Genomic DNA, 26,170 nt, shown 5'->3' on the forward strand with positions numbered 1-26,170 from the left:
AGTCACCCTACTAGTCTTGCGGCATGTGCGGACGCTACGCGGCAACGGCGAATCCCGACGAGCTGGTCGAGGAGTTCGAGATCTCCTTCGTCGACGAGGAGATGGCCGAGGTATGCCGCCCCCGGTTCAACATCGCGCCCACCGACACCGTGGCCGCCGTCGTCGAACGGCTCAAGGACGACGAGACGACCCGCAAGCTCGTCCCTCTGCGCTGGGGGCTCGTGCCCAGTTGGGCCAAGGCGCCGACCGCGACCATGATCAACGCCCGCGTCGAGACCGTCACGCAGAAGCCTGCCTTCCGCAAGGCGGCCTCCGCCCGTCGCTGCCTGCTTCCCGCGATCGGCTACTACGAGTGGCGCAAGGAAGAGGTGGAGGGATCGGCGAAGCCGATCAAGCAGCCGTACTTCCTGAGCCCGGAGGGTGGGCCGCTCGTGATGGCCGGCCTCTACGAGTTCTGGAAGGGCCCCGGCGGGTGGGTCTCGTCGACCACCATCATCACCACAGAGGCGAGCGACGAACTCGGCTGGGTGCACGACCGGATGCCGATGACGGTGCCGCCCGACTCGTGGGACGACTGGCTCGATCCGCGGCTCACGGACGCCAAGGTCGCCGTCTCCATGCTGCAGGCGCCGGTGGCCATGGCGCCGCGCAAGGTCTCGCGCGCCGTCAGCCACGTGGGCACCGACGGCCCGGAACTGATCGAGCCGCTCGGGGAATAACGCCACGCCCGGGCGCGTTTACCTGGCATGACGCTCACCCAGGACACTGCAGTCGTGACCCGTGCAGAGTCCATCGTGCGGACGGCGCTATTGTCGTACCTGATGGAAGAACAGGATCTGGCAGAAGCGGCGGCCGACGCCACTCTCGACGACGCGGAAGCCGCGGCGTTCGAGGAGGAGGCGCTGAGCCATCTTGACCGGCTCTACGCGGCTGCGCTGCGAATGACGCGCAACCCGGCAGACGCCGAGGACGTGGTGCAGGACACCTACGCGAAGGCGTTCGCGTCGCGCCACACCTTCACGCCTGGGACCAACCTCAGGGCGTGGCTGTACCGCATCCTCACCAACACCTACATCAACTCGTACCGGAAGGCCCAGCGCACGCCGCAGACCAGCGGAGACGAGAACGTCACCGACTGGCAGCTCGCGAAGGCCGCCTCGCACGATTCGGCCGGGCTGCGCAGCGCCGAGATGGAGGCGCTCGACCAGACGCCGGACGCCGCCGTCGCCCATGCCATCGCCCAGCTGCCCGAGAACTTCCGCACCGCCGTCCTGCTGAGTGACGTCGACGGGTTCTCCTACAAGGAGATCGCCGAGATCATGGGCACACCGATCGGCACCGTGATGAGTCGGCTCAACCGAGGTCGGGCCCAGCTACGAGAACTCCTGGCCGACTACGCGGAGGAACAGGGAATCGGACGCAGGGACCGCACGGAGGGAGGACGCTGATGAGCGCCATGTCGCACGAACACGATGAGATGGACGAGTGCGTCCAGGCACTTGCGAGGGTGCACGCCTTCCTGCACAACGAGCTGGTCGAGGCCGACGCGGACGTCATCCGCATCCACCTGCACGCCTGCGAGCGATGTATGGAGAACTTCGAGATCGAGTCGACGATCACGGAGATGATCACCCGCAGCCAGCCTGTCCACCACGCACCCACCACGTTGGCTGCCCGGATCCAGACGATGCGCATCGCGCGCCGCTGATCCACGGCAACGACAAAGCCCCCGCAGAAATTGCGGGGGCTCATCTGTGTCCAGCCTCGGCTCAGGCGTTGGGACGCTTGCCGTGGTTGGCCTTGTTCTTGCGACGTGCGCGGCGCTTGCGGCCGGTCTTACCCATGGGGTACTCCTCGAGAGTGGAACTGTGGACACCACATTGTGCCAGATGCCCGTGCGGCATGAGAAAGCCTGACATGGCAGTCTTGTCCCGTGGCACGTGTTGTGGATCAGATGACCGACGACGAATGGCTCGACGCCTTCGTCTCCCAATGGCACCTTCTCGCGGACCTGAGCTTCTCGGATCTAGTCCTCTGGAAGGCGCTCGGCGAGGAGGGCGACGTCTTCGAGTGCACCGCTCAGATCCGCCCCGTCACCGGCCCGACGGCCCTCGAGGACGACATCGTGGGGGAGCGGATCGAGTACGACCCTGAGCACCAGGTCACCGTCGCCTACATGACTCATGAGATCGCGGAGACGAGCAACAACGCGCTCAGCGCGGGCATCCCCGTCGACGTGTGGGCCATCCCTGTGCTGCGTAACGACCGGCCGATCGCCGTGATCGAACGGCACACGAACCAGATGGGGATGCGCGCCACCGGCGCCCTCGAGGAGAACTTTCTCGAGGCCGCGGAGATCCTGACCCAGATGCTGATGCGCGGTGAGTTCCCGCTCGTGCCCCCGTCGGACAAGGCGCTTGCGCCCCGCCCAGCCGACGGTGTGCTGCGGATCCAGCCTGACGGGGTGATCTCCTACGCGAGTCCGAACGCGATCACCGGGTACCGCAGGCTCGGTGCCTCCGGCGACATCGAGGGCGAACACTTCCGGGAACTCACCCGACAGTTGCGCGAGGGTGTCGAGGCCGTCGGCCAGACCGTCAACGCCGACATCGACGGCCGCCTGACGCTCGAGTTCGACGTTGAGACGCGCGGCGCGTCGATGCGCTTCGTGGTGCTTCCGCTGTGGTTCGAGACCACCTCGGCAGGGATGCTGGTGCTCTGCCGCGACACCACGGATCTGCGTCGCCGCGACCGGATGCTGGTCACCAAGGACGCCACCATCCGCGAGATCCACCACAGGGTCAAGAACAACCTGCAGACGGTCGCCGCCCTGTTGCGCATGCAGTCGCGCCGGCTCGAGTCCCCGGAGGGCAAGGAGGCGCTGCGCGACGCGATGCGCCGCGTCTCCTCGATCGCGATGGTGCACGAGACGCTGTCCTACAGCCTCGTCGAGGCGGTCGCCTTCGACGAGGTGTGCGACAAGATCCTCGACATGGTGGGGGATCTCGCCGCCTCGCACGGCACAGTGCGCGCGGTGCGCCGGGGCAGTTTCGGGGTGATCCCCGCCGACATGGCGACCTCGCTGTCGATGGTCGTCACCGAGCTGTGTCAGAACGCCATCGAGCACGGGCTGGACAGTTCGTCGGGGGAGGTGGAGGTTGTCCCGACCCGGACTCCCGACCAGTTGATGATCGAGATCCTCGACGCGGGCCGTGGCCTGCCGGAGGACTTCAAGCTCGCCAACCAGAAGTCGCTCGGGCTCTCCATCATCTCGACGCTGATCCACGACCTGCACGGCTCACTGTCGATCGAGAACCGTCAGGACGGACCGGGGACTGTCGCCACCATCGTGATCCCCGTCCCCAAGGTCTGACCGACCCTAGGGGGTCGCGCGGCGCGTCGCTGTGTCCTTCGGGGCACGAGGGCGCTGCCCGGAGTGTTACACCGTAACAAACGCGTTCACGGCGCCGGACGCACGGAGTCGACCCGCTCAGGCAGCAGCCCCGCGGCGCACAGGTCGCAGCGGGGCTGCTTGCGCACACGGGGTGCGCTGTAGATCAGGAGTTGCGCAGCCGGGAACGGGCGGCGCGGCGCTTGATCGCGCGGCGCTCATCCTCGCTCAGCCCGCCCCAGACGCCGTGGTCCTGGCCTGCCTCGAGGGCCCAGGCGAGGCACTGCTCGCGGACGACACAGCGCGCGCAGATCTTCTTGGCTTCTTCGATCTGTTGTAGGGCAGGGCCAGTGTTGCCAACTGGAAAGAACAACTCCGGATCCTCAGTGAGGCAGGCAGCCTTGTGGCGCCAATCCATAGTTGAACTCCTTCTGTTACAGCAATACGGGCCGCGGAACATCCGCAAGCCTATGCAGGTTACCCCTGAGTTCAACGATAGGCAATAGCTGCCCGCCTCGGGAGATAACGCGTGAGAAAAAGTGTCAGCTCCGCGGTGTCGCCGCACGCAATGAGCGCCAGTGTGTCTCACGGGGACGAGGTCGACTTGATGAACGTCGCCAGCCTTGGCAGGCTCTACGCGTGACGTCCCGAGTGCTCCGCCGACCTCTGCTCGCCGTGTGCGTGATCCTCACCGCCCTCACGGGGCTGGTCATGATCGGCATCGGCGTCGGCGCCGTGGCCGCCAACTCGCAGCGCTTCGGCTGGGGGGTCGCCACCTGGCTGTTCATCTACGGCGCGGCGCAGCTGGCCATCGCCTGGTTCGTCACCCGGGGCAGCTCACTCGCGCTCGGGCTGATCGTCGCGTCCTCGCTGCTGCATGCGTGCGCCGTCGGCAGCTTCCTGACCACTCCCGACAGGTCGCAGTTCGTGGGCATGCTGATCGTCGCGCCCTTCGTGCTGGCGACGGTCGTCACCTCGGTGCTCGCCGTCGGACGGCGCGAGCTCGACAAGGTCAAGCAGCCCTCCGACGCCTCGGCCTAGGCGAGGCGGCCCGCTCCGGCGGCGGGGAGCACGCTGAACCACTCTGGGGCCCCGTGGCCCGCCTCGGCGAAGGCCGCGGCGATCTCCTGACCGATCCGGTCACCTTCCCCAGCGGGGATGAGCGCGATGATGCAGCCACCGAAGCCGCCGCCGGTCATCCTCGCGCCAAGTGCACCCGAGCGTCGTGCCTGCGCGACGGCGAGGTCGACCGTTGGCACGGTGATCTCGTAGTCGTCGCGCATCGACTCGTGGGACGCGTCGAGCAGCGGTGCGAGGGAGCGCAGTTCGCCCGCCTTCGCGACCTCGAGCGCCTCGAGCACCCGCTCGTTCTCTGTGACGACGTGCCGAACCCTCCGGCGCATCGTCTCGTCCGGGAGCTGGGCCAGGGCCGCGTCGAGGTCGGTGACGTCACGCAGCGCGGGGACGCCGAGGATGGCCGCAGCCTCCTCGCAGCTCCTGCGGCGGTCGCCGTACTCGCCGTCGACGTGGCTGTGCGGGGTCTTCGTGTCCAGCACGAGAATCTCCAGCCCCTGCTCCGCGAGGGGCAGCGGCACCTGCCGGGTCTCGAGGCTGCGGCAGTCGAGGAACAGCCCCGCCTCCGCCTCACAGAGCGTGCTCGCCGCCTGGTCGAGCAGGCCGGTCGGGGCGCCGACGTAGGCGTTCTCGGCCACCTGCGCCAGCTTCGCGCGGTCCATGGGTGGGATCTCAAGATCGTAGAGCCCCATCAGGGCCGAAACCGTCGCGCACTCGATGGCCGCCGAGCTGGAGAGCCCGGCCCCGAGCGGAACGTCAGAGCTCATCACGAGGTTCGCGCCTCCGATCTGGTGGCCCGCCTCGCGCAGCGCCCATGCGACACCCGCGAGGTATGCAGACCAGCCCTCCTGGCCGGGGGCCAGGGCGTCGAGCGACAGGCGAACCTCGTCGTCCAGTTCGAGCGAGACGAGAACGAGATCGTCGTCGTCGCGACGACCTGCGGCGATGCCCGCCTTGCGCTCGAGCGCGAACGGCAGCACGAAGCCGTCGTTGTAGTCGGTGTGCTCGCCGATCAGGTTGACCCGCCCGGGCGCGAACCAGAGGCCCTCCGGCTCACTTCCCGTCACCTGCAGGTAACGCTGCCGAAGGGCGTCGAGATCGAGCATTCAGTCCTCCTCGTCGTCGAGGCGTGCGAGCCAGGAGGCCAGCCGCTCGATCGGGGTTTCAAACTCCGGGTTGAGATCCACGAAAGTACGCAGCTGATCGGCGAGCCACTCGAAGGAGACCTCCTCGTGGCCGCGCCGATCGACGAGCTCTTCGAGCCCGCGGTCGGTGAAGTACATCGCCTTACCCTAGCGCCGCGGTGAGGAGCTCTTGCTCCTGGGTCTTGTGGACCTTGAGCGAGCCGACCGACGGCGCAGAGGACCACTCACGCGAGATGAGCTGCATCTTCAGGTCGTAGTCGGGCAGATACCGCTTGACCTCGCCCGGGAGCGCGGCCGACAGGAACGGCCACGCGCCCTGGTTCTCGGGCTCGTCCTGGACGAACCGGATGTCGGTGACATGGCCGTAGCGCTGCAGCACCTTTGCGAGCTCCTCGCCCGGCAGCGGGTAGAGCCGCTCCAGCGCGACGATCGCGATGCTTCCGTCGTGGCCGTTCTTCTCGCGCTGCGCCACGAGGTCCCAGCGGACCTTCCCGGAGCAGAGCAGCACGCGGGTGACCTTGCTGGGATCCTCGATGGTCGGGTCGTCGAGCGCCGGACGCCATTGGCCGGAGGTGAAGTCGGAAGGCATCGACGTGGCCAGCTTGTTGCGCAGCATGGACTTCGGCGTGGCGATGACCACCGGACGGTGGTAGTTCACGTAGGCGTGCTGGCGCAGCAGGTGGAAGTAGCTGGCCGGGGTCGACGGCTGGCACACGGCGAGAGCGTTCTCGGCGCACAGCTGCAGCCACCGCTCCAGGCGGGCCGAGCTGTGGTCCGGGCCCTGACCCTCGTAGCCGTGTGGCAACAGCAGGACGACACCGGACTTCTGGCCCCACTTGGCGTTGCCGGAGGAGACGAACTCGTCGATGATCGTCTGGGCACCGTTGACAAAGTCGCCGAACTGCGCCTCCCACAGGACGAGCGCGTCGGGCCGTGCGACGGAGTAGCCGTACTCGAAGCCGACGGCGGCGTACTCGCTGAGCAGCGAGTCGAACACGTCGAAGGAGGCCTGGTCCTCGGTGAGGTGCTTCAGCGGCACCCACGCCTCATTGGAGACGCGGTCGACGATGGCGGCGAAGCGCTGCGAGAACGTGCCGCGCCTCGAGTCCTGGCCCGCGAGGCGCACGGGGCGGCGCTCCATCAGCAGCGAGCCGAAGGCGATAATCTCGGCGGTGGCCCAGTCGATGGGACCCTCGAGGATCGCGTGGGCGCGGCGTTCGAGCTGCGGCTTGACCTTCGGATGCACGGTGAAGCCCTCAGGGAACTGCGTGTGCACCGCGGCGATGGCCTGCATCATCTCGGGCGTGATCTCGGTGAGCCGCTCGTCGGGCTTCGTGGGGTAGTAGGGCACACGGCGGTAGTCGTCGTCCTTACCGGAGCTCGTGTCGCGCACCTCGCGGAACACGTTCTCGAGCCGGCTGCGGAACCGGTTCATGACGTCCTCGGCGTCGGCCATCGAGATGTCGCCACGGCCGATCAGCGACTCGGTGTAGAGGCGCCTCGTGGAGCGCTTCTGCTCGATCAGGTCGTACATGTTCGGCTGGGTGAAGCTCGGGTCGTCGCCCTCGTTGTGGCCGCGGCGGCGGTAGCAGACGAGGTCGATCACGACGTCGCGGTGGAACTGCTGCCTGTAGTCGAAGGCGATTCTTGCCGCCCGGATGCACGAGTCGGGGTCGTCCCCGTTGACGTGCAGCACCGGGGCGGAAATTGCCTTCGCCACGTCGGTGGAGTAGGTCGAGCTGCGCGACTCGGTGGGAGCGGTGGTGAAGCCGACCTGGTTGTTGACGACCACGTGGATCGTGCCGCCGGTCTTGTACGCGCGCAGCTGGCTCATCTGGAGAGTCTCGAACACGACGCCCTGGCCCGCGAACGAGGCATCGCCGTGCAGCGTGATGGCCATCACCGGGTAGTCGTCGGACTTGAGCGTGTCCTGCTTGGCCCGCGTAATGCCCTGGAGCACAGGGTTGACGGCCTCGAGGTGTGAGGGGTTCGCGGCGACCGACGCCTTGATCGTCGCGCCGTTGGCCGCCACGAAGGTGCCCTCGGCGCCCAGGTGGTACTTCACGTCGCCGGTGCCCGCGGTGTCGAGCACGCCGTCGAACTCCTGGAAGATCTGTCCGTACTGCTTGCCGACGATGTTGGCGAGCACGTTCAGGCGGCCGCGGTGCGGCATGCCGATGCAGACCTCGTCGAGCGAATCGTTGGCCGCGAGGCCGACGACCTCGTCGAGCAGCACGATCAGCGACTCGCCGCCTTCGAGCGAGAAGCGCTTCTGGCCGACGAACTTGGTCTGCAGGAAGGTCTCGAAGACCTCTGCCTCGTTCAGCTTGTCGAGCGCGTGCATGTGCTCTTGATGCGTCAGCGGCGTGTGCGGGCGCTCCATGCGCTGCTGGAACCACTCGCGCTGGCGCGGGTCGGCGATGTGCATGTACTCGACGCCGACGGTGCGGGTGTAGGAGTCCTGCAGGATCGAGATGATCTCGCGCAGCGGCAGATACATCCGCTCTTTCGCGCGGAGCGTCCCGACGGCGAACTCGCGGTCGAGGTCCCAGATGCTGAGGCCGTGGCTATCGAGGCGGAGATCCTCCTGCGAGCGCTGTCGGTACTCGAGCGGGTCGGTGTCGGCGACCAGGTGGCCGAACGTGCGGTACGCGTTGACCAGTTCGAGCACACGGGCCGTCTTCGACACCTGCTGATCGCGGTGGGCCGAGATGTCGGGGGACCAGCGCAGCGGCTCGTAGGGGATGCGCAGCGCCTCGAAGATCTGGTCGTAGAAGCCGTCCTCCCCCAGCAGCAGGCCGTGCAGCTTCTTCAGAAACTCACCCGAGGTCGCGCCCTGGATGACGCGGTGGTCGTAGGTGCTGGTCAGCGTGGTGACCTTCGACACCGCGAGGTCGGTCAGGCGCGAGGGGGACATGCCGTGGAACTCGGCGGGGTAGTCGATGTTGCCGACGCCGAGGATCATGCCCTGGCCGGTCATCAGCCTCGGCACCGAATGGTTCGTGCCGATGCCGCCCGGGTTCGTGAGGGACGCCGTCGTGCCTGCGAAGTCGCTGACCTGGAGCTCTCCGTTTCGAGCCTTCGCCACGACCTGCTCGTAGGCGGACCAGAACTGGAAGAAGTTGAGGTTCTCACAGCCCTTGATGTTGGGCACGAGAAGCTGACGGGTGTCGCCCTTCTTCAGGTCGATGGCGATGCCGAGGTTGATGGCCGGATTCTCGACCAGGTTGGGCTTGCCGTCGACGACCGTGTAGGCGTTGTTCATGTCCGGCAGGGCCTTCAGAGCCTGCACCATCGCGTAGCCGATGATGTGGGTGAACGAGACCTTGCCGCCCTTGGAGGTGCGCAGGAAGTTGTTGATCACGGTGCGCTGGTCGATGACCAGCTTCATGGGCACCGAACGCACCGAGGTCGCGGTCGGCACAGTCAGGGAGGCGTCCATGTTCTTGGCGGTGCGCATCGGCGCGCCGCGCATGACCGTGTACTTCGGTTCGGCCGCGGACGGCTCGGGACGCAGCGCCGGGTTCGGAGCGTTCGCCGAGAGACCAGCTCCGCTGCCGGGGTTGGCGGGCGCCCCCGCCCCCTTGCGGACGGGCTCGACCTGCGGCTTGTTCGCGGCCGGGCGGGCCGACTCCTCTGTCGGAGAGCTCGCCTTAGGGGCGGCCTTGGCCTCCTCCTTCGGGGCTTCCTGCTTCGGCTGTGGCTTTGCTGCCTCGGCCTTCGGCTCAGGCTTGGGGGCCTCGGCCTGCTTCGGCTCGGCGGGCTTTGGCTCTGCCGCTGCGGCGGCCTCTGCCGGATGCTCTGCCGGCTCGGCCTGGAAGAACTCCCGCCAACTCGGATCCACGGACTGCGGATCGGCCTCGTAGGCCTCCCGCATCTCGTCGATCAGCCATGAGTTGGCACCGAATGCGTCGATGGAGTCAGATGCTGACATACCTAGTGGCGGTGGCCACGATCCCCTCTGTGTGGACGTCCGGCCGCAGACTACTGCGGCTGCTGCTAGTGAAGCTTACCCAATCAGGAAGACACCATGTCGCGCTGACGACGGCTGGACCTGAGGGTGAGCCAGAGTGAGTATCCGGTGAGGAGCACGAGCGCGAGATTGCGCAGGATCAGCACCGACGTCTCGGGTCCGGCACCCAACGGGATCGCCATGATCCCGAAGGCACCCCACGGGTAGGTGAACTGGGTCATGCCGCCGACCAGGATCAGCACGACAGACAACACGTTGAGGTGTCTGCGCAGCCACTCGCTCCTGCGCAGCAGAAGCAGCGCGGCGACAGGGCCGCCGAGCCACAGGACGTACTGCGGGGAGAGGGTCTTGTTCGCGATGATCGTGGCGAGCACGACGGTGAGCACCGCGAGCACGATCGACTCGGCAAGGCGCGGGTCGCCGACCTTGAGGTTCCGGATCAGCCGGTAGCTCAGGAAGACGGTGAGCAGGATGCTCAATGCGGTCAGCACCGTCGAGACCTTGAGCATCAGGGCGACACCCGGCTGGCCGGCGAGGATCTCCAGCGCGTTGTACTGGCTGAGGTCGATCTGCCAGGAGTCGTTGTCTGTGAAGGTGCGCAGGAACATCAGCGGGGTCGCCGGGATCGACTCGATCTGGAGCCCCCGGTCGCGCTGCCAGGTGATGGGGGAGGCGGATCTGGTCCAGCCGGTGGTGATCAGCGAGGCGGCCGCGAGTCCGAAGCCGACCACGACGAAGCCGAGCAGCCGGTTGCGGGCCAGCTTGTCGCGGATCGGGTTCGGGGCGAGCATGGGGCCGATCAGCAGCGCGGGCCACAGCTTGATCGCGGCGCCGAGGCCGATCATCCCTCCCGCGATCTTCGGGTGCGTCATCAGGAGCATGCAGGCCCAGGCAACGAGTGCGGCGGGGATCAGGTCGAAGCGGGACCAGACGACCGCACCCTGGACCCCGGTGAAGAGGATCCAGAACAGCGAGCCCCACGGGTTGCCGCGTCGATAGAGGGAGATCGCCACCGCGGCGTCGAGCAGGATGAAAGCGACCATGTAGTAGGGCGTCCAGGTCTCCCAGCCGCCGCCGATCTTGTACAAGGCCTGCAGGATCCACACCGCCGGGACGGGGTACTCGCCCATGACGTCGCGGTTGCCCTGCTCCACGAGTTGGAACAGGTAGGCGCCGTAATAGGAGATGTCATTGAGCACGAAGCTCACGGACTCGAGCTTCAGCGTGACGACGGTGAAAAGGCGCGTGATCAGGAAGACCAGAATCAGGCCGGCGATGGTCGTGGCCTGCTGGAGGCCGGCGCCCCGTGGCTGCGTCGCGTGCGACAAACCCCGGCCTCCTCATCAGTGGTCGTACTGGCCTGGCACTGCTGGGGCGCCCCCGCGAGGATTCGAACCTCGGCTCCCGCCTCCGGAGGGCGGTGCTCTATCCCCTGAGCTACGGGGGCCGACGCGTCGAAACGCGACCTCCGAAAGGGTAGCATCACCCGGCCCCCGCTGTCGCACCGCGGCGCCGCGTGTCCGGCCAGCTCCTCGGGCCACCCTCCACGAAGTCGCGACGATCCTCGCTCAGCGCCCGGTCGAGGGTCTGACCCGACCCGAGCGGTGACTGAGGGGTGGACAGCGGTGAGCGAGGATGGCGTCGGGTCCGCACGCTCTGGCAGGCTTGCCCGCATGACGCACATGCACATCGCAGGGTCGATCCACGCGGACGCGGCGCAGGGAGGCCCCACCTGGCTGCAGGTGCCCGAGGACCTCAACGAGCTCGACCTCAAGCTCTGGCCGCGTGGCGCCCGCCGCGACGAGCAGGGGCGCATCGTCGTGGCGGGCGCCACGCTGCCCGAGGTCGCCGAGGAGCACGGCACGCCCGTCTACGTCATCGACGAGGGCGACTTCCGCTCGCGTGCGCGCGAGTTCAAGGAGTCTTTCCCGGGCTGGGAGATCTACTACGCCGGCAAGGCCCTGCTCACCCGCACCGTCGCCCGCTGGGCCGCGGAGGAGGGGCTCAACCTCGACGTCACCACGATGGGGGAGATGCGGATCGCGCTCGCGGGTGGCATGCCAGCCGCTCGGCTCGGCTTCCACGGCAACAACAAGTCGGAGGAGGAGATCGCCTTCGCGCTCGAGCAGGGCGTCGGGCGCATCATCGTCGACTCCTTCGACGAGATCGCCCGCCTCGAACGGGCGTGCGCGGACGGCGGTCACCGGGCCAACGTGCTTGTCCGCGTGACCACCGGGGTCGAGGCCCACACACACGAGTACATCGCCACCGCGCACGAGGACCAGAAGTTCGGCCTCAGCATCATGGGCGGCCAGGCGCTGACGGCGCTCGTGCGCTGCCACTCGTCGCAGTACCTCGACCTGCGCGGCATCCACAGCCACATCGGCTCGCAGATCTTCGAGACCCTTGGCTTCGAGGTGGCGATCCGTCGCACCATGAAGCTCGCCAGCCAGTTCCGCACGGCAACCGGCGTCGAGCTGCCGGAGCTGGATCTGGGCGGTGGCTTCGGCATCGCCTACACCGGCGTCGACACGCCGCAGCCGACCTCCACCCTCGCCGCGGCCTTCGAGGAGATGGTCGACCACGAGTGCCGCGCCTTCGGGCTGGCCCGGCCACACCTGAGCATCGAGCCCGGCCGCGCCATCTGCGGCCCGTCGGGCGTCGCTGTCTACCGCGTCGGCACAGTCAAGACCGTTGAGCTGGAGGGCGGCAGGTCCCGCGTCTACATCTCCGTCGACGGCGGGATGAGCGACAACATCCGGCCCGCGCTGTACGCCGCGGAGTACTCGGCGGCCCTCGCCAACCGCACCTCGGACGCCGAGCCGGTGCTCAGCCGCGTCGTCGGAAAGCACTGCGAGGGCGGCGACATCCTCATCCGCGACGTCTTCCTGCCTGCCGACGTGACGATCGGGGATCTGATCGCCGTCCCGGGTTCTGGCGCCTACGCCAGAAGCATGGCCAGTAACTACAATCAGATCCCGAAGCCTCCGGTCGTCAGCGCACGCGACGGCGTCACCTCGGTGATGCTGCGCCGCGAGACCCTCGACGACCTGATGAGATTGGACGTGGGACAGTGACAAAGCCCCTGAAGGTTGCCCTGCTCGGAGCCGGCGTGGTCGGTTCGCAGGTGGCCCGGATCATCGTGGACCAGGGAGGCACCCTCGAGTCGCGGATCGGTCGACGCCTCGAACTCGTCGGCGTCGGCGTGCGCAACCTCGACGTGCCGCGGCCCGGGATCGACCCCGAACTGCTGACCGACGACCTCGACGGCCTGGTCAGCCGAGGCGACCTCGACGTGGTGATCGAGCTGATCGGCGGCATCGAGCCCGCGCGCGGCCTCGTGCTCAAGGCGATCGGGCACGGCGCCTCGATCGTGACGGCCAACAAGGCGATGCTCGCCGACGACCTCGGCGCCCTGTCTGCCGCTGCGAGGGACAACGGGGTCGACCTCTACTACGAGGCGGCGGTCGCCGGCGCCATCCCGATCATCCGCCCCCTGCGCGAGTCCCTCGTCGGGGACGAGATCACCGAGGTGATGGGCATCGTCAACGGCACCACGAACTTCATCCTCGACAAGATGGTCACCGACGGCGTCAGCTTCGCCGACGCGTTGGCCGAGGCGCAGGAGCTCGGCTACGCGGAGGCCGATCCCACCGCCGACGTCGAGGGCCACGACGCGGCGGCGAAGGCCGCCATCCTCGCCGGGCTCGCGTTCCACACCGAGGTCCGCGGCTCCGAGGTCTTCTCCGAGGGCATCACCGAGGTGACGCCTGGCGACATCGCCGCCGCGGAGCAGATGGGCTGCACCATCAAGCTGGTCGCGATCGCGAAGCTCACCGACGACGACCGGATCATCGTGAAGGTGCACCCGGCCATGGTCGCCAACAAGCACCCGCTGGCAAGCGTCTCCGGGGCCTACAACGCCATCTTCGTCAACTCCCGCGAGGCAGGGGAGCTGATGTTCCTCGGCGCAGGCGCCGGCGGCAACCCGACCGCCTCCGCCGTGATGGGCGATGTGGTGACCGTCGCACGCAACCGTGCGCGCGGAACGGCCGGCCACTTCAGCCCCGCCTACACGCGGCGCCAGGTCGCGCCCATCGGGGAGTCGTCTGCACAGTTCTACGTGTCCTTCGACGTCGTCGATCGTCCCGGCATCCTCGCCAAGTGCGCGGCCGTGTTCGGCAAGCACAACGTCTCGCTCCGGGTCGTCCAGCAGAGCTACCTCGACGACACGCGCGCAGACGGCTTCCCGGCCCGGCTCGGGATCATGACGCACCAGACGCTCGAGTCCCAGCTCGCCCAGGTGATCGACGAGCTCGAGGACGCCGACTTCGTCGGCTCCGGTGTGCGTGTGATGCGCGTCGAGGGCTTCTGAGGTGGGGCGACGGCTGAGCGTCCGCGTCCCGGCGACGACGGCGAACGTCGGCTCGGGGTTCGACTGCCTCGGCATCGCCTTCGCCCTCCACGACGAACTCGAACTCGAGCTCACAGAGGATCCCACCGAGCTCTCGATCACGGTCGACGGTGAGGGGGAGGGCAACGTGCCCCTCGACGAGCGGCACCTCGTGATCCAGTCGCTGCTCACCGGACTCGAGGCCTGGGGCGGCAGGCGCCCCGGCCTGCGGCTCACCTGTCACAACCGCATCCCCCATTCGCGCGGGCTCGGCTCCTCCGCCGCGGCGATCGTGGCCGGGCTGGCCTTCGCGTGGGGCATCTCCCGGGGCGAGGAACCGCTCGACCTCCCCGAGCTCACCCGGATCTCGAGCCGGATCGAGGGCCACCCGGACAACGCGGGCGCGGCCGTCTGGGGCGGTGCCATCCTCGCCTGGTTCGCCGACGACGACGTGCGGTTGGTCAACCTCGATCTGCACGATTCGCTCGGTGTGCGCGTGTGGGTGCCCGACTTCGAGGTCGGCACCGCCGGTGCCCGCTCCGTGCTCCCGGCGTCGGTGCCGCGAGCCGACGCCGTCACCCAGGCCATCGCCGCGGCGGCGCTTCCACTCGCGCTCGAGCGTCGCCCCGACCTGATCTTCGCGGCAACCGAGGACAGGCTCCACCAGCAGTACCGCGCCGAACTGATGCCGCAGTCGTGGGACCTGCTCCGCTCGCTGCGCGCGGTCGGGGTGCCCGCCGCGATCTCGGGCGCCGGGCCGGCGATCTTCGCCGTCGGCTCGGTGGAGGAACTGGCAGCGGCCGACGCATGCCGGGCGGATGGATTCCGACGCCTTGAACCGGCCGTCGGGACCGGCGTGGAGCTGCGCGTCGAGGGGTGAGGAAGTGCCTTGTCAGGGCCCCTCGGAACCCCAGGGCGGGCGATGAGCTTGGGAACGGCCGCGCGCAGTGCTAGCCTGATACACGTTCACTGATCGATGGCGCCCAGCTGCGACCGACATCCACGCCTGTGCAGCGCCGAAGTGAATCTCATTTCTGTCAGCCGAGAGGCCCTGTGTCCTTTGCCTTTCGGTGTTTTGTGGAAGGAAATCCGTGACTGAAAACGGAACCCACCTGGCTGGCCTGAAGCTGGCCGAACTGAAAACGGTCGCATCAGGCCTGGGGATCAAAGGGATCTCGGCCATGCGCAAGGGCGACCTCATCTCGGCCATCGAGTCGGCAGGCAACAGCTCTGGCGGACAGCGGCGCCGCGCCACCCGTCCGGCGGGGGAGCCTGCGCCCGAGGCTGCTCAGCAGGAGGCGCGCACCGAGAAGACCCAGCCTGCGCTGGTGCAGAACGATGCCCGCCAGCAGGAGCGCGGCGATCGCCAGGAGCGGGCCAAGGTTGAGCGCGAGGAGCGCAACGACAGGCAGGACCGCGACAAGGGCGGCGACCGCCAGCGCGACGACAGCAAGGACCGCAACCAGGGCGAGGACCGCGGCGACAACGCACAGTCGAACCAGTCCAACCGGGGCGAGCAGGCCAACGAAGGCGACTCGGGCTCGCGCAACAGCCGCCGGCGTCGCTCGCGTGAGCGGGACCGTGAGCGCACCCCAGGTCAGGCAGACACCAACACCATCGCCGAGGTCGGCGAGCTGCTCGACGCCGCCATGGGCGGAGGTTCGGCCTCGGCTCCCCAGCAGCAGCAGTCGAAGTCGGTCGTCATAGATCCGGGTGGCTATGACGACGATTCCGGCAACTCCCGCCGCAGCCGCCGTCGCCGCAACCGCGAGCGCACCAGCAACAACCGGCGTCAGGGCGGCCGTGGCCAGGGCATGGACCGGATGGAGGCCGAGCCCACCGTCAGTGAGGACGACGTCCTCGCCAACATCTCCGGCATCGTCGACATCCTCGACAACTACGCCTTCGTCCGCACCACCGGGTATCTGCCCGGCCCCGCAGACGCGTACCTCTCCATGTCGACGGTGCGCCGCTACGGCCTGCGCCGTGGCGACGTGATCACCGGCGCCATCCGCACCCCGCGCGAGGGGGAGCGCAAGGAGAAGTTCAACCCCCTCGTGCGCCTCGACACGATCAACGGTGACGACCCGGAGAAGGCAAAGGGCCGTCCCGAGTTCGCGAAGCTGACCCCGCTCTACCCGCAGGAGCGGCTGCGCCTCGAGACCGTGCAGACCAACCTCACGGGCCGCATCATCGACCTCGTCTCGCCGATCGGCAAGGGCCAGCGTGGCCTGATCGTCTCCCCGCCGAAGGCAGGAAAGACGATGATCATGCAGGGCATCGCCAACTCGATCGCCGCGAACCACCCCGAGGTCCACCTCATGGTGGTGCTCGTCGACGAGCGTCCCGAGGAGGTCACCGACTTCCAGCGCACCGTCTCCGGTGAGGTCATCGCCTCGACGTTCGACCGCCCGGCCGAGGACCACACGATGGTCTCCGAGCTGGCCATCGAGCGCGCGAAGCGCCTCGTCGAACTCGGTCACGACGTCGTCGTGCTGCTCGACGGCATCACGCGCCTGGGTCGCGCCTACAACCTCGCGGCACCCGCCTCCGGCCGCATTCTCTCCGGTGGCGTCGACTCCGCGGCGCTGTACCCGCCGAAGAAGTTCTTCGGCGCCGCCCGCAACATCGAAAACGGCGGCTCGCTCACCATCCTGGCGACGGCGCTGATCGAGACCGGATCCAAGATGGACGAGGTCATCTTCGAGGAGTTCAAGGGCACCGGAAACATGGAGCTGCGGCTCCGCCGCGAGCTCGCGGACAAGCGCATCTACCCGGCCATCGACGTCGACGCGTCGAGCACCCGCCGCGAGGACCTGCTGCTCGGCCGCGACGAGCTCAACATCATCTGGAAGCTTCGCCGCGCCCTCTCCGGGCTCGACGACCAGGCAGCGCTCGAGACGCTCAAGTCGCGCATGACGAAGACAGCGAACAACCACGACTTCCTGCTGAGCATGCTCAAGACCACGCCCGCGGCCGAGGGCTGATCCGCCGACTTGGAAATCCGGCCTCGCCGAGGCAGAATTGTCCGTTGAGCCGGTTCACGCACCTGTCTGACCCCGACTCGGGGCAGAGCGACCCGGCCACTCTGAGAAGGAGAACCCCATGAAGCAGGGCATCCACCCTGACTACGTTGAGACCACGGTGACCTGCACCTGTGGAAACACGTTCACCACGCACAGCACCATCGCCAAGGGCACCATGAACGCTGACGTGTGCGCCGAGTGCCACCCGTTCTACACCGGCAAGCAGAAGATTCTCGACACCGGCGGCCGCGTCGCCCGCTTCGAGAAGCGCTACGCCAAGAAGTAGCAACCCTGGACGAACGCCTCGTCGGATCGAAGGATCCGGCAGGCGTTCGTTTCTTTTTGCCCGATCGCCAGCAGGGAAGCACCATGTTCGACAACGCGCAGCCGCTCATCGACGAGTACCACGACCTCGAGAACCAGCTCTCCGACCCGGCACTCCACGCCGACGTCAGCCGGTCCCGCAAGGTCGGTCGACGCTACGCCTCGCTGCGGCCCATCGTCGAGGGGATCGAGGCGTTCCGACGGCTGTCCGACGACCGTGAGGCCGCGGCCGAGCTCGCCGCAGACGACTCCTCCTTCGCCGACGAGGTGGCCGACCTCGACGCCCAGCTCGAAGCGGCCACGGAGAAGCTCACCCGGCTGCTCGCGCCGCGCGACCCCAACGACGACGCCGACGCGCTGCTTGAGATCAAGTCCGGCGAGGGCGGAGACGAGTCGGCGCTCTTCGCGGGCGACCTGCTGAAGATGTACACCCGCTACGCAGAGCAGGTCGGCTGGAAGGTCGAGGTGATCGACTCACAGGAGACCGACCTCGGCGGCTACAAGTCCGTCACCATCGCGGTCAAGGCGACCAGCCACCAGGAGTTCGGTCCCTACGGGCGGCTCAAGTTCGAGGGTGGCGTGCATCGCGTGCAGAGGGTTCCCGTCACCGAGTCGCAGGGCCGCATCCACACGTCGGCCGCCGGCGTGCTGGTGATGCCGGATGTCGAGGCCGACGAGGTCGAGATCAACGACGACGACCTGCGCATAGACGTCTACCGTTCGTCCGGCCCGGGCGGCCAGGGCGTCAACACCACCGACTCCGCCGTGCGAATCACCCATCTGCCGACCGGCGTCGTGGTCAGCTGCCAGAACGAACGCTCCCAGCTGCAGAACCGCGAGTCTGCCATGCGCATGCTCCGTGCCCGGCTGACCCAGCTCGCCGAGGCACAGGCCGCGGCCGCGGCATCGGATGCACGCAAGTCCCAGGTGCGCACCGTCGACCGCTCGGAGCGCATCCGCACCTACAACTTCCCCGAGAACCGGATCACGGACCATCGGATCGGCTACAAGGCGCACAACCTCGACCAGGTTCTCGAGGGTGCCATCAACCCGGTGCTCGACGCGCTCGCCGAGCAGGACCTCGCCGAGCGCCTCGCCGAGGTCGGCGGGTGAGCGAGGCGGCTTTCGAACTCGCCGGTCGACTGACCAGGTCGGGTTCGCCGAGCCCTGGCCCGGAGGCGCGCATCATCGTCGCCCATGTGCTCGGCGTCGAGGTGCCGCGCCTGATCGCCGTCGACGACGTCACCGCCGAGCAGCAGCGGTTCATCGACGAGCTCGCCGAGCGGCGGATGGCGGGTGAGCCACTGCAGCACCTGACCGGGGTGGCCTACTTCCGGCATGAGGAGCTCGTGGTCGGCCCCGGGGTGTTCATCCCGCGGCCGGAAACCGAGGTCATGGTCGGGTGGGCCCTGCAACGCCTCGCCGAGCGTGACACCCGGCGCGTCGTCGAGCTGTGTGCCGGATCCGGTGCCATCAGCGCCGCCCTTGCGACCGAGCTGGGTGGCCTTGAGCTGCACGCCGTCGAAGTGGATCCGGAGGCCTTCGCCTACCTGGAACGCAACCTCGAAGGCCGCGGCGTCGACCTTGTCCGCGGGGACATGGCAACCGCCCTTCCTGAACTCGACGGCACCGTCGACCTCGTCATCGTGAACCCGCCCTACGTGCCCGAGGGGCTACGCCCCTTCCTGCCGAGCGATGTCGTCGAGCACGATCCTGCGCTCGCGCTGTTCTCCGGCGAGGACGGGCTCGACGCGATCAAGGTCGTCGCCGCCGTCGCCATGCGCCTGCTCGCCCCAGGTGGAATCCTGGCGACCGAACACGACGACTCCCATCAGCCCGGCGTGGTCGAGACCCTGCGCGCCGCCGGCCTCGACCAGGTGGAGCCGCACGCCGACCTGACCGGGCGGCCGCGCTTCGTGACAGCGGTGCGCCCGTGACGCGACGAGCCGCGGCCATCGACCTGGCACCACTCCACGACACTAGGATGGCAACGTGACTGACACCGCCCGAGTCCTCAACCTGAGCCTCGACGAGGAGGCCGCCCTGAGCGAGGCCGCCGAGGCGGTCCGCGACGGCAGGTGCATCGTGCTGCCGACCGACACCGTATACGGGATCGGAGCCAACGCCTTCGACGCCGCCGCCGTGCAGGGACTCCTCGACGCCAAGGAACGCGGACGTGACATGCCGCCGCCCGTCCTGATCGCGGAACCGTCCATGCTGCGCGCCATCGCCGACGAGGTGCCCGAGGCCGCGACCGCGATGGCGAAGGCGCTGTGGCCGGGAGCCCTGACGCTCGTGCTCAAGGCCCAGCCGCGAGGCGGGATGGACCTCGGCGAGACGAACGGAACGGTCGCCGTCCGCGTCCCGGACCACGAGGGCGCCCGCGCTCTGCTCCGGCGCACCGGGCCGCTCGCCGTCAGCTCGGCCAATGTCTCCGGCCAGCCCGCCGGGCTGACCTGCGAGGAGACCGTTGAACAGCTGGGCGAGCGCGTGGCCGTCTATCTCGACGGTGGACCCGTCAGCGGGGGAGTGGCCTCCACGATCGTCGACTTCGCCGCTACCGACCAGGGTCGGGTGCTGCGTCAAGGCGCCATCGCGCTCGAGACGCTGCGCGAATACGCGCCCGACGTCGTCGCCTTCGAGGAGCCGTCCGCGTCCGAGCCCGAGGCCCAGGAGCAGGCGGCGCCGACCGACCAGGTCGCAGGCGATGCCGCACTGACGCCTTCTGACGAGGCTGGAGCCGCTGTCGAGGCGACTGCCGGGGACGGGGCCGAACCCGGGAGCGACGCAGGCGAGCCGGCCGAGGCCGCCGAACCGGCAGCGGCCGACGAGACCCGCAAGGCCGAAGGGGAGTAGTGCGCGAATACCTGCTGGTGCTGCTCGTCGCGGCGGGCACGACCTACCTCCTCTCGGGGTTGTGTCGCAGCCTCGCCGTGCGCACCGGCGTGCTCGCGAAGGTCCGCAACCGCGACGTACACACCCACCCGATCCCGTACTTCGGCGGCATCGCCATGCTGGGCGGGCTGGCGTTCGCGTTCCTGTTGGCCCTGCAGATGCCCTTCCTCGGCCGCTACGCGACGGTCGCCCACGACGCCTCCGCGGTGCTGTGGTCGAGTCTCATCATCACCGTGGTCGGCGTGCTCGACGACAAGTACGACCTGAATCCGCTGGTCAAGCTCAGCGGCCAGATCCTCGCCGCGGGCGTCGCTGTGCTCAACGGCGTGCGCCTCTTCTGGATCCCGCTGCCCGACCGGATCATCCTGCTCGACGACGCGACCAGCATTCTGCTGACCGTGATCGTGATCGCGGTGTGCGTCAACGCGGTCAACTTCGTCGACGGGCTCGACGGCCTCGCCTCGGGCGTCGTGGCCATCGGATCGGGCGCGTTCTTCAGCTACACCTACGTGCTCGCCTACCAGCAGGGCCTGGAGCGCGCCACCACCGCGAGCCTGATCACCGTCGCCACCTGCGGCATCGCGATCGGCTTCCTGTTCCACAACTGGCACCCGGCCAAGATGTTCATGGGTGACTCCGGCGCGATGCTGCTCGGCCTCCTGATGGCGATGAGCGCGATCTCCTACACCGGGCAACTCGACTCGAGCACGCTGGTCCAGGGCAGCGACGTCGTGCCGGCTCTGCTCCCGATCCTGCTGCCCGTCGCCGCGCTGGCGCTGCCGCTCGTCGACCTGATCATGGCCTGGATCCGGCGCTCCTGGAACGGCCAGCACCCCTTCGCGGCAGACAAACAACACCTCCACCACCGCCTGCTCGCCAGGGGTCATTCACACTGGGGCGCCGTCCTGCTGATGTACGGCTGGGCGGCCGTGGTGTCCGTCGGCCTCGTCGCGATCGCGCTCACCCCGGCCGTCAACGCCATCTGGATGGTCGTGGCGGCGCTCGCATTCCTGGTCATCCTCACCGTGTGGCCGGTCCGCACCGCCCCGGCGAAGCTGGGCGGAGCAGAGGCAGATGTCGTAGACAAGGTCGGCCCAGATGAGTGAACGCAAGGTGACAGCGGCCACGCGCCGCGCGAAACAGATGATGATGGGCGGCCTCGTCTTCGGCCAGGTCGTCGGGATCACCGTGATCGGCCTCGGCCTTGCCATCGGCGGGGGAGACGCGGCCCTCACCGCCGCGCTCGGCTTCGCCTCGGTGCTGATCTTCTACAGCATCGGACAGGCGCTCGAGGTGGTCGCCTCGGAGCTCGAGCCCATGCAGGGGCTCGGCCTGGTCCTCGTCAGCTACGCAGTCCGCGTGATCGGCATCGCGGCTGGCCTGTGGGCGATCCTCAGCCATCCGTCGGTCGCGCCGCACATCCGTGACGGGTGGCTCGTGCTGAGCGTCGCGGGAACGGTCATCGCCTGGGTCACGGGCGTCGTGTTCGTGGCCTCGCGACAGCGGGTTCCCGTCTACGACACCGAATACGAGCCCCCCGCCGACAGCTAGGAAGCGCCCGTGGTATGGACGGCGCAGGCCCAAGATGAAACGAGGGCCAGTTTCCGCTAGGCTCAACTCCGACATGGGCACCACACCTACGCCACCCGAGGACAACGAGCAAAAGGGTCCTTCGGGCACCGAAGACGGCATGGTTGTGCTCAGCTACATCCTCGCGGGACTGATCTTCTACGGGGGCCTGGGCTGGGTTGGTGACTATTTCTTCAAGACCTCATGGCTGTTGCCGGTAGGCCTGATCCTCGGCCTCGTTTTCAGCCTTTACCTGATCATCAAGCGATACGGGAGCGGTACGTGACACTAGGGCTACTTCCGATGGAGACCGGCGGCGGATACCAGCCGCCGGGCGTCAAGGACTTCTACTGGTACTCCGTCTGGCCGGGCGTACTGCCCGACTGGATGAACAAGCCGTTCTTCCAGGCGGTCATCGGTGCGGCCCTTGTCATCGTGCTCTGGTGGATCGCCTCGCGGAAGCTGAAGATCCAGCCGTCGAAGGGCCAGTTCGCTGCGGAGTACATCTACGAGTTCGTGCGCAACGGCATCGCGCGCGACATCCTCCACGCAGACTTCCGCAAGTACCTGCCGTACCTGCTCGGACTCTTCTCCTTCCTCCTGATCAACAACTGGTTCGGCGAGTTCTTCTTCTTCATGTACCCCACGTTCTCCAACGTGGGCTACGCCTACGGCCTCGCGATCCTCTCGTGGCTGATCTACATCGGCGCCGGCTTCCAGAAGTGGGGCTTCGGCGGCTTCCTGAAGAAGGCACTCATCCCCGAGGGAGTCCCCGGCTACCTGCTGCCGGTCGTCATCCCGCTCGAGTTCCTCGCCACCTTCATCACGCGCCCCATCACGCTGGCGCTGCGACTCTTCGCCAACCTGTTCGCCGGCCACCTCGTGGTCATGGTGTTCGTGGTCGGCGGTGGCTACCTGCTGACCGTTGAGAACAACACGTTCTACAACATCTCCGGCGGCGTCTCGATCGCGTTCAGCCTGATCATCCTGCTGCTGGAGCTGTTCATCGGCGCCCTGCAGGCCTACATCTTCACGGTTCTCACCGCCCAGTACGTGTCGACCTCCATCGCAGAGGCGCACTAAACCCCACCCCGACTTCTCGACTGCACAAGAGTCGAGCAAGCCATCCGAAAGGAAAACAATGTCCCTCCTCGAAATCACCGGCAGCATCAACATGATCGGCTACGCCATCGCGACGATCGCGCCGGCGCTGGGCGTTGCCTGGATCTTCGCCTCCGTCATCAACGGCACCGCCCGTCAGCCCGAGGCTCGTGGCGCCATGATGAGCACCGCCTTCATCGGCTTCGCCGTGGTTGAGGCCCTCGCCATCATCGCCATCGCCCTCGCCTTCGTTCTCTGAGCCGCGGCATGATCCCCAGCTTCGGGGTTCTGCTCGAGACCGAGCCCGGACCCCTCGGGCCGCTGGCCCCCCACTACTGGTCGGAGATCATCGTCGGCATCATCTTGATGCTGATCATCTTCGTCATCATGTGGAAGGTCGTCGTCCCGGCATTCGAGAAGATGTACGCGGAGCGTTCGGACAAGATCGAAGGCGGCATGCAGCGCGCTGCCGCGGCCGAGGCGAAGGCCCAAGCCGCCCTTGCGTACTACAACGATCAGCTCGACGCTGCGCGTGAGGAGGCCGCCAGGATCCGTGAGGACGCGAAGAACCAGTCCGCGACGATCCTGGCCGAGGCACGCGACAAGGCGCAGAAGGACGCAGCCCGGATCCTCGAATCCGGTCGTGTCCAGCTGGAGGCCGAGCGCACCAAACTCGTCCACGAACTGCGTGGGCAGGTCGGCGGCATGGCCATCGAACTGGCTGGCAAGATCGTCGGCGAATCGCTGAGAGACGACGCCCGCGCCAAGCGCACCGTTGACCGGTTCCTGGCAGACCTCGAGTCGGCAGGTCAGGCACGATGACGGCCCGCGACGCTGCAACCGCTGCGCTCGACCTCACCGTCGGCGGCATCACGACCGATGCCACCACGGCAGCCGAGCTGTTCGCCGTCGTCGATCTGCTCGACGGTCAGCCGATGCTGCGTCGATCGCTTTCCGATCCGTCCTCGACGGATGCTGCCCGCGCCGGGCTGGCCGAGCGTCTGCTCGCAGGTAAGGTCTCGCCCACCACGGTCTCCGTCGTGGCGGCCGTCGTCAAGGCCCCGTGGTCCAGCGGTAACGCGCTGGTCGCAGGGCTGGAGCGACAGGGTGTCCGGATCGCGCTGGAGGCCTCGCGCGCCAGCGGCCGGCTCGACACGGTCGAGCGGGAGCTGTTCGCTGTCGCCCGCACCGTCGACGAGAACCCGGACCTGTCGGCGGCCCTGCGCAGCCTCGCCTACCCGCTCGACGGGAAGCGCGCCCTCGTGGCACGCCTCATCGCAGGAAAGGTCGACCAGGTCACCGAGCAGCTCGCCTCGCGCGCTGTCCGGGCACGGCGTCGCACCTTCTCCCTGACGGTGGAGTCGTACCTCGAGATGGCAGCCGACCTCGGAGGTCAGAAGATCGCCCGGGGCACCGTCGCCCAGCCCCTTGACGAAGACCAGGCGACCCGACTCAAGGCAGCGCTGCAGGCCCAGGTGGGTGGCGCCGTCACCCTTCTGGTCCACGTCGACCCGAAGGTGATCGGTGGCATCAGGGTGTCCATCGATGACGACGTGTACGAATCAACCGTTGCTGCCCGGCTCGAAGACGCCCGCAGGCAACTCATCAACTTGTGAGAATCAGAAAGTAGGACGCAATGGTTGAACTCACCATCAGTCCAGACGAGATCCGCAGCGCCCTGGACGAATTCGTCCGGGCCTACGAGCCCCAGGGCGCCGAGCGCACCGAGGTCGGCACCGTCGTCAGCTCCGGCGACGGCATCGCCCGTGTCGAGGGACTTCCCTCGGCCATGGCCAACGAGCTGCTGCGCTTTGAGAACGGCACCCAGGGCATCGCCCTCAACCTGGACGAGCGTGAGATCGGTGTCGTCGTCCTCGGTGGGTCCGAAGGCATCAACGAGGGCTCCACCGTGCACGGCACAGGCGACGTCCTCTCCGTCCCGGTCGGCGAGGGCTACCTCGGCCGCGTGGTCGACGCCATGGGCAACCCGATCGACGGCCTCGGCGAGATCAGCGGCATCGAGGGACGCCGTGCGCTCGAGCTGCAGGCCGCAGGCGTCATGGACCGCCAGGAGGTCCGCGAGCCGCTGCAGACCGGACTCAAGGCAATCGACGCCATGATCCCGATCGGTCGCGGCCAGCGCCAGCTCATCATCGGCGACCGCAAGACGGGTAAGACCGCCATCGCGATCGACACGATCATCAACCAGAAGGCCAACTGGGCCTCGGGCGACCCCAAGAAGCAGGTCCGCTGCATCTACGTCGCCGTCGGCCAGAAGGGCTCGACCATCGCCGAGGTGCGAAGCACCCTCGAGGACGCAGGCGCGCTGGAGTACACGACCATCGTGCACGCCCCCGCCTCCGATCCCGCGGGCTTCAAGTACATCGCCCCCTACTCGGGCTCGGCGATCGGTCAGCACTGGATGTACCAGGGCAAGCACGTCCTGATCGTGTTCGACGACCTGACCAAGCAGGCCGAGGCGTACCGCGCCATGTCGCTGCTGCTGCGCCGTCCCCCGGGCCGTGAGGCCTACCCCGGCGACGTCTTCTACCTCCACTCCCGTCTCCTGGAGCGCTGCGCGAAGCTCTCCGATGAGCTCGGCGGTGGCTCGATGACCGGCCTGCCGATCATCGAGACGAAGGCCAACGACGTGTCGGCCTACATCCCGACCAACGTGATCTCCATCACCGACGGCCAGATCTTCCTGCGGTCCGACCTCTTCAACGCCAACCAGCGTCCCGCTGTGGACGTCGGCGTGTCGGTGTCGCGAGTCGGCGGCGCCGCCCAGGTCAAGGCCATGAAGGAGGTCTCGGGGTCGCTGAAGCTGAGCCTCGCCCAGTACCGCGACATGCAGGCCTTCGCCATGTTCGCCTCCGACCTCGACGCCGCAAGTCGGCGTCAGCTCGAGCGCGGCGCGCGTCTGACCGAACTCCTGCGCCAGGGCCAGTACGCGCCCTACCCGATCGAGGATCAGATCGTCAGCGTGTGGTCCGGCATCGAGGGCCACTTCGACGACGTCCCCGTCGACGACGTGCTCCGCTTCGAGCAGGAGTTCCTCGACTACCTGCGTCACAACTCCGACGTGCTCCAGGGCATCGCCGGTGACTTCCTCTTCGGTGACGACCGCAAGTCCGCCACCGTGTCCGCTATGGGCGAGTTCAAGAAGATCTTCCGCACCTCTGAGGGCAAGCTCCTCGTCGGCCGCGAAGAGCACGAGCCGCTTGAGGACGAGGAGATCGGCCAGGAGACGATCGTGCGCCAGAAGCGGGGTTAAGCCAC

The 26,170-nt window shown here is 67.8% G+C and carries 27 protein-coding genes and 1 tRNA gene; 21 read left to right on the top strand and 7 right to left on the bottom strand.

From position 1 onward, the window contains the following. Positions 1-23 precede the first annotated feature (23 nt). The 3 genes from BW733_RS15570 (at position 24) to BW733_RS15580 (ending at position 1,708) form a co-directional block, all read left to right on the top strand. On the top strand, positions 24-719 hold the full coding sequence (locus BW733_RS15570; RefSeq protein ID WP_077351903.1) for an SOS response-associated peptidase: 696 nt from the start codon (positions 24-26) through the stop codon (positions 717-719). 102 nt (positions 720-821) lie between these two features. Continuing rightward, positions 822-1,448 carry a sigma-70 family RNA polymerase sigma factor gene (locus tag BW733_RS15575; protein ID WP_152024840.1) on the top strand — a complete coding sequence of 209 codons (627 nt, stop codon included), beginning with the start codon at positions 822-824 and terminating at the stop codon, positions 1,446-1,448. Next, the gene (locus tag BW733_RS15580; RefSeq protein ID WP_077351907.1) at positions 1,448-1,708 is read left to right on the top strand and encodes a zf-HC2 domain-containing protein; all 261 of its coding nucleotides are present in this window, start codon (positions 1,448-1,450) and stop codon (positions 1,706-1,708) included. Before BW733_RS15575 ends, BW733_RS15580 begins: the two co-directional genes overlap by 1 nt. Before the next feature lie 61 nt (positions 1,709-1,769). Here BW733_RS15580 and BW733_RS20200 read toward each other — a convergent pair whose 3' ends face one another. Continuing rightward, a complete protein-coding gene (locus BW733_RS20200) occupies positions 1,770-1,844 on the bottom strand; it encodes a 50S ribosomal protein bL37 (RefSeq protein WP_390620223.1) in 75 nt (24 codons plus the stop codon). Positions 1,845-1,954: 110 nt separating this feature from the next. Between BW733_RS20200 and BW733_RS15585 the strand changes: the two genes are divergently transcribed. Then, on the top strand, positions 1,955-3,373 hold the full coding sequence (locus BW733_RS15585) for a sensor histidine kinase (protein WP_077351909.1): 1,419 nt from the start codon (positions 1,955-1,957) through the stop codon (positions 3,371-3,373). A 184-nt stretch (positions 3,374-3,557) separates the two neighbouring features. Here BW733_RS15585 and BW733_RS15590 read toward each other — a convergent pair whose 3' ends face one another. After that, a complete protein-coding gene (locus BW733_RS15590; protein ID WP_077351911.1) occupies positions 3,558-3,809 on the bottom strand; it encodes a WhiB family transcriptional regulator in 252 nt (83 codons plus the stop codon). A 221-nt stretch (positions 3,810-4,030) separates the two neighbouring features. On the opposite strand from BW733_RS15590, the gene BW733_RS15595 reads away from it, so the two are divergent. Further along, positions 4,031-4,432, top strand: coding sequence for a hypothetical protein (locus tag BW733_RS15595; protein WP_077351913.1), 402 nt, complete (start codon positions 4,031-4,033; stop codon positions 4,430-4,432). Here BW733_RS15595 and galK read toward each other — a convergent pair. The 5 genes from galK to BW733_RS15615 form a co-directional block, all read right to left on the bottom strand. Next, positions 4,429-5,571: a galactokinase gene (gene galK / locus BW733_RS15600; RefSeq protein WP_077351915.1), complete on the bottom strand. Its 1,143-nt coding sequence runs from the start codon at positions 5,569-5,571 to the stop codon at positions 4,429-4,431. The two genes, BW733_RS15595 and galK, sit on opposite strands and share 4 nt — an antisense overlap. Beyond that, on the bottom strand, positions 5,572-5,748 hold the full coding sequence (locus BW733_RS18515) for a DUF6104 family protein (RefSeq protein WP_169836080.1): 177 nt from the start codon (positions 5,746-5,748) through the stop codon (positions 5,572-5,574). It abuts the gene before it with no gap. Positions 5,749-5,752: 4 nt separating this feature from the next. Next, the gene (locus tag BW733_RS15605) at positions 5,753-9,544 is read right to left on the bottom strand and encodes a multifunctional oxoglutarate decarboxylase/oxoglutarate dehydrogenase thiamine pyrophosphate-binding subunit/dihydrolipoyllysine-residue succinyltransferase subunit (protein ID WP_077351917.1); all 3,792 of its coding nucleotides are present in this window, start codon (positions 9,542-9,544) and stop codon (positions 5,753-5,755) included. Between the two features lie 83 nt (positions 9,545-9,627). Continuing rightward, positions 9,628-10,911: a glycosyltransferase 87 family protein gene (locus BW733_RS15610; RefSeq protein ID WP_077351919.1), complete on the bottom strand. Its 1,284-nt coding sequence runs from the start codon at positions 10,909-10,911 to the stop codon at positions 9,628-9,630. A gap of 47 nt (positions 10,912-10,958) precedes the next feature. After that, positions 10,959-11,030: transfer RNA gene (locus BW733_RS15615), tRNA-Arg, on the bottom strand. Positions 11,031-11,256: 226 nt separating this feature from the next. Between BW733_RS15615 and lysA the strand changes: the two genes are divergently transcribed. The 16 genes from lysA (at position 11,257) to atpA (ending at position 26,165) form a co-directional block, all read left to right on the top strand. Continuing rightward, complete coding sequence (lysA, locus tag BW733_RS15620) at positions 11,257-12,660, top strand: diaminopimelate decarboxylase (RefSeq protein ID WP_077351921.1); 1,404 nt, start codon at positions 11,257-11,259, stop codon at positions 12,658-12,660. Then, on the top strand, positions 12,657-13,958 hold the full coding sequence (locus tag BW733_RS15625; protein WP_237268233.1) for a homoserine dehydrogenase: 1,302 nt from the start codon (positions 12,657-12,659) through the stop codon (positions 13,956-13,958). Before lysA ends, BW733_RS15625 begins: the two co-directional genes overlap by 4 nt. 1 nt (position 13,959) lies before the next feature. Beyond that, entirely contained in the window at positions 13,960-14,856 is an 897-nt protein-coding gene (thrB, locus tag BW733_RS15630; protein ID WP_077351925.1) for a homoserine kinase, read from the top strand. A 211-nt stretch (positions 14,857-15,067) separates the two neighbouring features. Beyond that, positions 15,068-16,963, top strand: coding sequence for a transcription termination factor Rho (gene rho / locus BW733_RS15635; RefSeq protein ID WP_077351927.1), 1,896 nt, complete (start codon positions 15,068-15,070; stop codon positions 16,961-16,963). A gap of 118 nt (positions 16,964-17,081) precedes the next feature. After that, positions 17,082-17,288, top strand: a complete 207-nt coding sequence (gene rpmE, locus BW733_RS15640; protein WP_077351929.1) for a 50S ribosomal protein L31 — start codon at positions 17,082-17,084, stop codon at positions 17,286-17,288. Positions 17,289-17,371: 83 nt separating this feature from the next. After that, complete coding sequence (gene prfA / locus BW733_RS15645; RefSeq protein WP_077353074.1) at positions 17,372-18,439, top strand: peptide chain release factor 1; 1,068 nt, start codon at positions 17,372-17,374, stop codon at positions 18,437-18,439. Continuing rightward, on the top strand, positions 18,436-19,263 hold the full coding sequence (gene prmC / locus BW733_RS15650; RefSeq protein ID WP_077351931.1) for a peptide chain release factor N(5)-glutamine methyltransferase: 828 nt from the start codon (positions 18,436-18,438) through the stop codon (positions 19,261-19,263). The genes prfA and prmC overlap by 4 nt, the downstream gene beginning before the upstream one ends. A 55-nt stretch (positions 19,264-19,318) precedes the next feature. Beyond that, positions 19,319-20,182: an L-threonylcarbamoyladenylate synthase gene (locus BW733_RS15655; RefSeq protein WP_077351933.1), complete on the top strand. Its 864-nt coding sequence runs from the start codon at positions 19,319-19,321 to the stop codon at positions 20,180-20,182. Beyond that, positions 20,182-21,327 carry an MraY family glycosyltransferase gene (locus BW733_RS15660; RefSeq protein ID WP_077351935.1) on the top strand — a complete coding sequence of 382 codons (1,146 nt, stop codon included), beginning with the start codon at positions 20,182-20,184 and terminating at the stop codon, positions 21,325-21,327. The genes BW733_RS15655 and BW733_RS15660 overlap by 1 nt, the downstream gene beginning before the upstream one ends. After that, positions 21,320-21,772, top strand: a complete 453-nt coding sequence (locus tag BW733_RS15665) for a hypothetical protein (protein WP_077351937.1) — start codon at positions 21,320-21,322, stop codon at positions 21,770-21,772. Before BW733_RS15660 ends, BW733_RS15665 begins: the two co-directional genes overlap by 8 nt. A 73-nt stretch (positions 21,773-21,845) precedes the next feature. Then, the gene (locus BW733_RS18035) at positions 21,846-22,076 is read left to right on the top strand and encodes an AtpZ/AtpI family protein (protein WP_152024756.1); all 231 of its coding nucleotides are present in this window, start codon (positions 21,846-21,848) and stop codon (positions 22,074-22,076) included. A gap of 17 nt (positions 22,077-22,093) precedes the next feature. Next, a complete protein-coding gene (atpB, locus tag BW733_RS15670) occupies positions 22,094-22,873 on the top strand; it encodes a F0F1 ATP synthase subunit A (RefSeq protein ID WP_237268234.1) in 780 nt (259 codons plus the stop codon). 58 nt (positions 22,874-22,931) lie between these two features. Next, positions 22,932-23,150: an ATP synthase F0 subunit C gene (atpE, locus tag BW733_RS15675; RefSeq protein ID WP_077351941.1), complete on the top strand. Its 219-nt coding sequence runs from the start codon at positions 22,932-22,934 to the stop codon at positions 23,148-23,150. An 8-nt stretch (positions 23,151-23,158) separates the two neighbouring features. Next, positions 23,159-23,713 (top strand): F0F1 ATP synthase subunit B, encoded by a 555-nt coding sequence (locus tag BW733_RS15680; protein ID WP_077351944.1) that lies wholly within the window; start codon positions 23,159-23,161, stop codon positions 23,711-23,713. Continuing rightward, positions 23,710-24,507: a F0F1 ATP synthase subunit delta gene (locus BW733_RS15685; RefSeq protein ID WP_077351946.1), complete on the top strand. Its 798-nt coding sequence runs from the start codon at positions 23,710-23,712 to the stop codon at positions 24,505-24,507. The genes BW733_RS15680 and BW733_RS15685 overlap by 4 nt, the downstream gene beginning before the upstream one ends. Before the next feature lie 20 nt (positions 24,508-24,527). After that, positions 24,528-26,165, top strand: coding sequence for a F0F1 ATP synthase subunit alpha (gene atpA / locus BW733_RS15690; protein WP_077351948.1), 1,638 nt, complete (start codon positions 24,528-24,530; stop codon positions 26,163-26,165). Positions 26,166-26,170: the final 5 nt, after the last annotated feature.

The sequence above is a fragment of the Tessaracoccus flavescens genome (genome assembly GCF_001998865.1).
In the GTDB taxonomy this organism is placed as follows: Bacteria; Actinomycetota; Actinomycetes; order Propionibacteriales; family Propionibacteriaceae; genus Arachnia; species Arachnia flavescens.

Coding starts and splice junctions, on each gene's coding strand:
- BW733_RS15570 (WP_077351903.1), top strand. CDS start 24: ATGTGCGGACGCTACGCGGCAACGGCGAATCCCGACGAGCTGGTCGAG.
- BW733_RS15575 (WP_152024840.1), top strand. CDS start 822: ATGGAAGAACAGGATCTGGCAGAAGCGGCGGCCGACGCCACTCTCGAC.
- BW733_RS15580 (WP_077351907.1), top strand. CDS start 1,448: ATGAGCGCCATGTCGCACGAACACGATGAGATGGACGAGTGCGTCCAG.
- BW733_RS15585 (WP_077351909.1), top strand. CDS start 1,955: ATGACCGACGACGAATGGCTCGACGCCTTCGTCTCCCAATGGCACCTT.
- BW733_RS15590 (WP_077351911.1), bottom strand. CDS start 3,809: ATGGATTGGCGCCACAAGGCTGCCTGCCTCACTGAGGATCCGGAGTTG.
- galK (WP_077351915.1), bottom strand. CDS start 5,571: ATGCTCGATCTCGACGCCCTTCGGCAGCGTTACCTGCAGGTGACGGGA.
- BW733_RS18515 (WP_169836080.1), bottom strand. CDS start 5,748: ATGTACTTCACCGACCGCGGGCTCGAAGAGCTCGTCGATCGGCGCGGC.
- BW733_RS15605 (WP_077351917.1), bottom strand. CDS start 9,544: ATGTCAGCATCTGACTCCATCGACGCATTCGGTGCCAACTCATGGCTG.
- lysA (WP_077351921.1), top strand. CDS start 11,257: ATGACGCACATGCACATCGCAGGGTCGATCCACGCGGACGCGGCGCAG.
- rpmE (WP_077351929.1), top strand. CDS start 17,082: ATGAAGCAGGGCATCCACCCTGACTACGTTGAGACCACGGTGACCTGC.
- prfA (WP_077353074.1), top strand. CDS start 17,372: ATGTTCGACAACGCGCAGCCGCTCATCGACGAGTACCACGACCTCGAG.
- BW733_RS15665 (WP_077351937.1), top strand. CDS start 21,320: ATGAGTGAACGCAAGGTGACAGCGGCCACGCGCCGCGCGAAACAGATG.
- BW733_RS18035 (WP_152024756.1), top strand. CDS start 21,846: ATGGGCACCACACCTACGCCACCCGAGGACAACGAGCAAAAGGGTCCT.
- atpB (WP_237268234.1), top strand. CDS start 22,094: ATGGAGACCGGCGGCGGATACCAGCCGCCGGGCGTCAAGGACTTCTAC.
- atpE (WP_077351941.1), top strand. CDS start 22,932: ATGTCCCTCCTCGAAATCACCGGCAGCATCAACATGATCGGCTACGCC.
- BW733_RS15680 (WP_077351944.1), top strand. CDS start 23,159: ATGATCCCCAGCTTCGGGGTTCTGCTCGAGACCGAGCCCGGACCCCTC.
- BW733_RS15685 (WP_077351946.1), top strand. CDS start 23,710: ATGACGGCCCGCGACGCTGCAACCGCTGCGCTCGACCTCACCGTCGGC.
- atpA (WP_077351948.1), top strand. CDS start 24,528: ATGGTTGAACTCACCATCAGTCCAGACGAGATCCGCAGCGCCCTGGAC.